General features: G+C 73.5%; 4 protein-coding genes. All 4 read right to left on the bottom strand.

Translation table 11 applies throughout. The features are described from left to right. Positions 1–1,317 (bottom strand): glycoside hydrolase family 6 protein (locus ABZ260_RS45400; protein ID WP_355630557.1); only part of this gene is annotated, 1,317 nt, incomplete at its 3' end. A gap of 153 nt (positions 1,318–1,470) precedes the next feature. After that, the gene (locus ABZ260_RS45395; protein ID WP_355630554.1) at positions 1,471–2,745 is read right to left on the bottom strand and encodes an MFS transporter; all 1,275 of its coding nucleotides are present in this window, start codon (positions 2,743–2,745) and stop codon (positions 1,471–1,473) included. A 7-nt stretch (positions 2,746–2,752) separates the two neighbouring features. Further along, a complete protein-coding gene (locus tag ABZ260_RS45390) occupies positions 2,753–4,123 on the bottom strand; it encodes a serine hydrolase domain-containing protein (protein WP_355630551.1) in 1,371 nt (456 codons plus the stop codon). Positions 4,124–4,125: 2 nt separating this feature from the next. Beyond that, on the bottom strand, positions 4,126–5,524 hold a 1,399-nt coding region (locus ABZ260_RS45385; RefSeq protein WP_355630548.1), incomplete at its 5' end, for a condensation domain-containing protein.

Genomic DNA, 5,524 nt, shown 5'->3' with positions numbered 1-5,524 from the left:
GACCGAGGAGGGCACGCCGTTGGTCCCGGACCAGCTGCCGGTGAACCCGAAGGACGTCGAGGCGCCCGAGGAGAGGTTGCCGTTGTGGGACACGTTCCGCACCGAGACACCGGCGCCGCTCTGGGTGTGCTGTCCGTTCCAGAGCTGGGTGATGCTCTGGTTACCGGGGAACGACCAGCTCGCCGTCCAGCCCGTGATCGCCTGGGCTCCGCTGCTCTTCACGGTCACCTCGGCCTGGAAACCGCCCTGCCAGGAGCTGACCAGCTTGTAGGAGGCCGTGCAGGCCTTGCCGCCGGTCGGCGTGACGGTCGGGGTCGGGGTGGGAGTGGGAGTGACGGTCGGGGTGGGGGTCGCGGTGGGCTGCGGAGCCGCCATGGCCAGGTCGTAGGCCCGCTGCGGCACGAACTGCCCGGCCCCGGCGATGCAGCCGTCCGCCTCGCCCGGCAGCTTGATCCAGAGGAACGCGTCGATCGCCGAGTCGCCGGTGGCGTTGGTACTCGGCGTGCCGATCGCCCGGCCGCCCGGGTCGCACCACTCGCTGCCCTGCGGGCCGTTGCCGTTGCGGCTGGTGTCGATCACCGCGCGGAGCCGGGAGACGCCGGTGGCGGAGATGACGTTCTTGGCATAGGCGACCTCGGTGGAGCTCCACCGGTAGTTGGAGACGTTGACGGAGATGCCGTCCGCGCTGCCTCCGACGTCCGCGGCGTTCAGCCGGGCCGCGGCGTCGGAGGCCGACAGCCATCCCGAGTGCCCGATGTCGTAGTAGACCTTGGCCGAGGAGGAGGCGGCCTTCAGCTTCTTGCCGGCGTACGCCATGGAGGCGTTGGTCTCCTGCTGCTGGGAGGAGCTCATGCAGTTGGTCATGATCGGGAGCACGTCGGGCTCCAGGATGATCGACGCCGGGCGTCCCTGGAGGCCGGCTGCCAGCTCGTCGATCCACTGCCGGTAGGCGGTGTGGTTGGGCGCCCCGCCGGTGCTGGCTCCGCTGCAGTCGCGGTTGGGGATGTTGTAGACGACGAGGATCGGGATCTTGCCCGCACCGGCCGCCGCCCCGACGAACGACGACACCTGACCGCGGATGGTGGAGGTGTTGGTGGTGGTGTACCAGCGGGCCTGCGGCACGGCGGCGATCCGGTCGCGGATGACCGGCGCCCGATAGTCTCCGGCGTTGGCCGCGACCCATTTGGCGGCGCCGGTCTCCGGGTCGACGTAGAACGGGGAGTCGGCCGCGGACGCGCCGGAGGCGACGGTGACCGCGGCACCTGACCCGATCACCAGAGCCGCGCAGAGCGTGGCCAGAACTGACCTTCTTGGCATGGATCGACTCCTTCGGGGGGGATGCATGGGAGCGCTCCCACCATAGGTGGCCAGCCACCCCCGGATACAGCAGGCGCCCCTGCCCCCTCACACCAGGACGCGCTGACCTGTGCGAACGCCCGTCACAGTGGATGAAAGTTTCAATGTCGCGGCTCACCCCCGATCGGTGGGTGACAGCACGGGGAACCGGCGCAGTGTCGGGCTGAGCAGCGTACCCAGCGCGACAAGGGCCAGGCCGGCCGCGCAGACCAGCACAGCGGCCGGGCCGTCACCGGCCGTCATGAGGAAGCCGCCGGCCATCGGCCCCAGGGCGGCGGCCCCGCCGGAGAAGAGCCCCGCGATGCCGGACAGGCGGCCGCGCAGGTGGTCGGGGGTGACCGTGAGCTGGTAGGTCAGGACCGTGGTGTTCGCGACCGGCGCGAGGAACGCGGCACCGCCGAGAAGCACCCCGAGGAGGATGCCGCTCGGGACGAGCGCCATCGCCGCGGTCATCACCGCGGCGACGAGCGGAAAGCCGACAATGGTCAGGGCCGGCGGGAGGGCGGCGTGCAGGCGGGCCGCGGCCAGTGCGCCCAGCAGGCCCCCCGCACCGATGCACGCCATCGTCAGGCCCACCTCGCCGGCGCTCACCCCCTCCCCCGACATCGCCAGGACGATCATGACGAGCGCGCTGAAGACGAGGTTGGAGGAGACCATCCACACCAGCGTCGTCCTGATGACCCGGTGTCCCGCCACCCAGCGGATCCCCTCGGCGACGCCGCCCACGGCCGAACCTCCCCTCGGGAGCGCGGCGGGGGCCACCCGCCGCGGCAGGCGCAGGAAGAGCAGCGTGACGAAGGAGAGGCCGAGCATGATCGCGTCGGCGCCGAAGGGTGCCGTGTGGTGCAGGGTGAACAGGAAACCCGCCAGCGCGGGACCGAGCAGGGTGGCGATGAAGGGGCGCGCGGTATTGCGGGCGACCGCCTGCGACAGCTGCGACTCGGGCACCACCTGGGGAAGCGCGGCGTGCTCGGCCGGCTGGAAGACCGAGCTGAAGAAGCCCTCGACCGCGGCGGCCAGCAGGATGTGCGGGAAGGCGTAGGTGCCCAGGAGCAGCGCCACGACCACGCTGCCCATCGCCAGGGCACGGGCACCGTGGCACAGCAGCATGACCTTCTTGCGGTCCCACCGGTCGGCGACCACCCCGGCGGGCACGTTCGCCACCATGTGCGCCACCGCGAGCACCGACGACGCGAGGCCCATCTCCAGCGGCGAGCCCGACATGGCCAGGATCAGCAGCGGGAAGGAGACGAAGGTGATCTCACTGCCCAGCTCGGAGAAGAGCTGGCTGGTCCACAGGATGTTGTAGTCGCGGTTGCGGGACAGGCGGATCGGCCCGCCGGCCATGTCACCGGCCATGTCACCGGCACCTGCCTGCGCGGTGCTCATCGCGGCGTCAGCCTTTCCCGCCGGGGGCGTCGTTCTCGTCGCGCGCCCGCCGGGCCAGCCGTCCGGTGACCTGGATGAGATCGATCCCGCCCGTCTCCGGATCACGCAGGAAACGGCCGGTGTAGGTGGTACGGCCACCGGCCGTTTCCCGCATCGTGAAGCGCAGGCCCTCGAAGCAGGTCAGCTCGAACCGCTCAGCCTCGCCCGTCGTCAGGCGGAGCCCGCCCGCACCGTCCGCGACGACCGTGAGCTCCATCTCCCCGTTGACGTACCGGCCGGCGCATTCCGGTGGTCCTGACGTCCGCAGGGCCGGGTCGCTCGGCGCCGACAGGCCGCGGCCTCCCACGGCCGGTCCCGCCGAGCGGAGCTCCGCCAGCAGGTCCTCCCAGAGCGCAGGTCCGGTGGCGGCGTTCGCGGTCAGCGCGACGACGGTCCCGCCCGCCGGTTCGAACCGCAGGTGGCAGGAGGTTCCCTCACCGGTGCCGTCGTGCCCGAACCAGTCGGGCCCGGCGTCGTGGTACATCGCCCAGCCGAGCCCCCAGGAGTCGGCCATGCCGAACGGTCCGGCCGTCACCCCCGCGAGCTGGTCGCGGCGCATCTCGCGGGCGGAGTCGCGGTCGAGCACCGGCTGGAGCGCCGGGTGGGCCAGGTGCATCAGCGCGAACGTGACCAGATCGGCGGCCCCGAGGGCGAGCCCGGCACTCGGCGCCGCCACCTTAGGCAGGGTCTGCCAGGTGACCGGCAGCATCCGGTCCCGCGGCTGCCGCACCGTGTGGCCGTCCACCACCGGCCGGAATCCCGACGGCGGCCCGACGACGAACGCCGGCGCGATGTCCAGCGGCTTCAGCAGGACCGCCTCCATCGCCTCCCACCAGCTCATCCCGGTGATCACCTCGACGAGGTGGCCCGCCAGGATGTAGCCGATGTTGGAGTAGGAGAAGACGGTCCCCGGCGGGTGCGCGGTGCCGGACTCGCGGCAGTGGCGCGCCACCCACCGCCGCCGGGCCCCGGAGTGGTCGCCGCCCTCGTCGATGTTCGAGGCCAGCCCGCTGGTGTGGCTGAGCAGCCGCCGCGCCGTCATCCTCGGGCCCGGCCCGCCGCGTCCGGCTCCCACCTCGGGCACGTACTCGGCCAGCGGGGCGTCGAGATCGATGTCGCCGCAGGCCGCCAATGTCATCACCAGCGTCGCGGTGAAGGGTTTGGTGAGCGAGCCGAGCGGAAAGGCGGACCGCCGGGTCACCGGCTCGCCGGCCCCGTACGTCTCCTCGCCGGTCTCGGCGGTGACGGTCTCACCCGCGTGGTGCACGGCCAGCTGCGCCCCCGGCACGCGGTGCTCGCGGGCCAGCCGGGCCAGCCGGGCGGGAAGGTCGACGTCCACGCTCACTCCCTCTCCGCCCGGCCGACGGCCGGATCGATGTGTGCGGCGACGGCACGCAGCGCCTCCAGGAGGTCCTCCGCCAGGCGCTCGACCGTGGCCCGGTCGTGCACGCCGACCACGTGGCGCCAGTCGAAACGCAGCCTGCCGTCCGCCAGGTAAGCGGTGATCTCCAGGGGCCGGATGCCCGGCGCGACCGGTTCCGCCCGGCGGGCGGGCGGCGGGGAGTGGAACGAGCGGTAGAGAACGCTCTCGCCCGGGTCGACCGGCTCGTGGAAGGCGAAGGCCACCCGTGGCCGGTCCCCTCCCGGCGGTCGCGGGGCAGCCGAGCCCCGCGGGGCGAGGTGGCGCAGCGCCCCGTAGCCCAGGCCGGCGCTCGGAACGGCGCGCAGTCGCCCGCGTACGGCCCTGACGGTCGCGGGCCAGTCGGGCGGGGCCCCGCCGGGCGTGTCCCCGAGCACGACGGGGAACGTGCCGGCGAACCGGCCGACGGTGCGGGAGAGGTCGACTCCGTCGAAGATCTCCTCCCTGCCGTGACCCTCCAGCTCGACCAGCACGCGGTCAGCGCCCGTCCAGCGGCACAGCACCCGCCCCAGCGCGCCGAGCAGTACGTCTCCGGTCCCGGCGCGGAACGCCGCGGGCGCCGCGCGCAGCAGCGCGCCGCTCTCGCCCTCCCCGAGAAAGACGGACACCTCACCCGCGACCGGCGGCGCCTCACCCGGCCCCTCGGGCGGCGGCGCGGTCTCGGGCAGCGCGGTCCAGTAGGCCAGTTCCTCGTCGAACCCGCCCTCTGCGGCGTGCCCGGCCAGCATCCCCGCCCAGTGCTGGAAGGAGGAGGGCTCCGGTCCCAGGTCCACCGGCGTTCCCGCCACCGACTGCCGGTAGGCCCGCTCCAGGTCGTCGAGCAGGATTCGCCAGGACCGGGTGTCGGCCGCCAGCGGGTGCACGGTGAGGCAGAGCCAGGGCCGCCGGCCCGGCCCGAAGTCCAGCAGCGAGGCCCGGAACGACTCCCCGGCCGGATCGAGGCCCCGGGCCGCCTCGTCGGCCGCGAACCTGTCCACCGCCTCCCGCACGGCCGCGATCTCCGGCGGGCCGGACTCCGCGGCCTCTCCCGCGCCGGATCCGGCCGCGGCCCGGAGGTCGAACCGGCGTAGCGGGTCACCGGCGGCGGCCGACGGCGCGGCCCGCTGCCACCAGGAGCCGTCCGCGTGCTCGAAGCGCGAGCGCAGCGCGTCGTGCCGGGCCACCAGCGCGGCCAGGGCCGTGCGCAGTCCCTTCTCGGCGGTCCCCTCGGCCAGCTCGACGAGGAGGTGACCGTCCGCCGGTTCTGCTCTCCCGGTACGAAGCCGGACTGGAAGCTCACGGAGGATCCGGCCGGACACTGGCTCGACGAGCGCGAGCCGC

The organism is Streptosporangium sp. NPDC006013 (assembly GCF_040614275.1).
Taxonomy (GTDB): domain Bacteria; phylum Actinomycetota; class Actinomycetes; order Streptosporangiales; family Streptosporangiaceae; genus Streptosporangium.
This window is presented reverse-complemented; position numbering and strand designations above follow the sequence as displayed.